This is a genomic window from Streptomyces atratus (assembly GCF_014648655.1).
GTDB lineage: Bacteria > Actinomycetota > Actinomycetes > Streptomycetales > Streptomycetaceae > Streptomyces > Streptomyces atratus.
On sequence record NZ_BMRN01000084.1, the window covers coordinates 6,091 to 8,799 of the forward strand.

1 protein-coding gene is annotated in these 2,709 nt (G+C 72.5%); it reads right to left on the reverse strand.

Annotated features, from left to right (window positions below; genetic code table 11):
* On the reverse strand, positions 1–2,709 hold a 2,709-nt coding region (locus IEZ15_RS46020; RefSeq protein ID WP_229846513.1), incomplete at both ends, for a non-ribosomal peptide synthetase.

Here is a 2,709-nt window from a genome sequence, read left to right on the forward strand (position 1 = left end):
AAGCCGCTCCGGGCGTTCCATCGGCCGCAGGGCCGTTCTGACCGTTCCACCGATCAGGTGCAGTCGCTCGGCCAGTTCGGCCACGGTGGGTGCCTCGAACAGGGCCCGCACCGGCAGTTCCACGTCGAGAACCGAACGGATCCGGCTGGTCAGCCGGGTCGCGAGCAGGGAGTGGCCGCCGAGCTCGAAGAAGCTGTCGTCGATGCCCACCGAGGGCAGGCCGAGGATCTCGGCGAACAGCCCGCACAGGATCTCCTCCTGCGGGGTACGCGGCGCCCGGCCGGTGGAGACCTCGGTGAAGTCCGGCGCCGGCAGGGCCCGGCGGTCCAGCTTGCCGTTGGGGGTCAGTGGCAGCGCGTCCAGGGTGACGAACGCTGCCGGGACCATGTAATCCGGCAGTACCCGGGCCGCCTCCTTGCGAAGCGTCCCCCAGTCCGCACCGGCCGCACCACCGTCACGCGGCACCAGATAGGCCACCAACTGCTTGACCCCGGGCCGGTCCTCGCGGGCCACCACCGCCACCTGGGCCACATCCGGATGCGCCTGCAGGACGTTCTCGACCTCACCGGTCTCGATCCGGAAACCACGGATCTTGACCTGGTCGTCCGCGCGCCCCAGGTACTCCAGCTCACCCTCGCCGCTCCAGCGGGCCAGGTCGCCGGTGCGGTACATCCGCGCCCCGGCCGGGCCGAACGGGCAGGCCACGAACCGCTCCGCGGTCATGGCCGGACGGTTGACGTACCCGCGGGCCAGCTGCGCGCCGGCGATGTACAGCTCGCCGGAGACGCCGGGCGGCACCGGCCGCAGACCGGCGTCGAGCACGTACACCCGGGTGTTGTGGACCGGTCGGCCGATCGGGGCGGTGCTGCCCCACTCCTCGACGTTCGCGGGGAGGGAGACGGCGGTGACCACGTGCGTCTCGGCGGGGCCGTAGTGGTTGTGCAGGCGCCGACCGGGCTGCCGCCGGTGGAGTTCGCGCAGCCTGCTGCCGAGCAGGAGGGCCTCACCGGCCTGCGCGACGTCGCGCAGCCGCGGGAGGTCGCGGCCCTGCTCCTCCGCCGCCTCGGCGACCGCGTCGAGGACCAGGTTCGGCGCGTACAGCTCGGTGATCCTGTGCCGTTCCAGCCAAGCGGTGAACTCGGCCGGGTCCCTCCGGACATCGTCGCTGGGGACGACCAGGCACTTGCCCGCGATCAAGGTCGACAGCAACTCCTGCACGGAGACGTCGAAGCCGATGGCGGTGAACTGGGCGACGCGGGCGCCCGTTTCGCCGGGCACGGCGGACTCGTGCCAGGTGAGGAGGTTGGCCAGCGCTCCGCTCGGCATGACGACGCCCTTGGGGCGTCCGGTGGAGCCGGAGGTGTAGATGACGTAGGCGGGGTGCGCGGGCGACAGGGCGATCGTCCGGTCGCTGTCCACCGGGTCGGTGTCCGGACGGTCGGCGAGGTCGGCCAGGGTTTCGTCCTCGTCCAGGACGAGGGTCTCCACCGCTCTTTCCCCGGGCAGCACGGCGAGGGTGTTCGTGTCGGTGAGCAGCAGGGCGGGGCTGGCGTCGGCCAGCATGTAGGCGACGCGGTCGGCCGGGTACTGCGGGTCCACCGGCAGGTAGGCCGCGCCGGCCTTGAGCACCGCCTGCAGGGCGACCACCAGGTCGGCCGAGCGGGGCAGGGCCAGGGCCACGAAGTCCTCCGGGCCCACCCCCCGGCCGATCAGCAGCCGGGCCAGCCGGTTGGACCGCGCGTTCAGCTCCGCGTACGACAGCTCGGCCTCGTCCGTGACCACCGCCACCGCCTGCGGGGTGCGCGCCGCCTGCGCCTGGAACAGCTCCGGCAGCGACGCCTGCGGCACTTCCCGCGCGGTGTCGTTCCAGCGGTCGAGCAGTTCGTGCCGCTCGACCGGGTCCAGGACGTCCACCCGGGCGATCGATCCGGCGGGCTCGGCGACCATCTCCTTGAGCATCCGGATCAGCCGCTGGACGAACTGCTCCACGGTACGGCGGTCGAAGAGGTCGACGCTGTACTCGAGGTATCCGTCGATGCCGTCGGGCACGCCCTGGGCCGAGTGCTGTTCGCGCAGGGCCACGAACAGGTCGAACTTGGCGACGGACAGGCCGCTGTCCCGGGCGGTGGCGTGCAGGCCCGGCAGTTCCAGGGTGGCCTGCGGGGTGTTCTGCAGGGTGAGCATCACCTGGAACAGCGGGTGCCTGGACATCGAACGGGCCGGGTTGAGCTCCTCGACCAGGCGCTCGAAGGGAATGTCCTGGTGGGCGTAGGCGGCCAGGTCGGTCTCCCGGACCCGCTCGATCAGCTCGCGGAAGGTGGGATCGCCGGAGACGTCGGTGCGCAGCACCAGCGTGTTGAGGAAGAAGCCGACCAGGTCGTCCAGGGCGTCGTCGGTACGCCCGGCGATCGGGCTGCCGATCGGGATGTCGGTGCCGGCCCCGAGCCGGGACAGCAGCGCGGCCAGCCCCGCCTGCAGCACCATGAACAGGCTGGCCCGGCGGTTGCGGGCCAGAGCGGCCAGGCCGCGGTGCAGTTCCGGGTCGAGCCGGAAGAGCACTGCGTCGCCTCGGTGGGAGGCCACCGCCGGGCGCGGCCGGTCGGCGGGCAGGGCCAGCTCCTCCGGCAGGCCGGTCAGGGTCTGGCGCCAGAAGTCCAGCTGGCGGGCGAGCGGGCTGTCCGGGTCGTCCTCGCTGCCGAGGACCTGGTG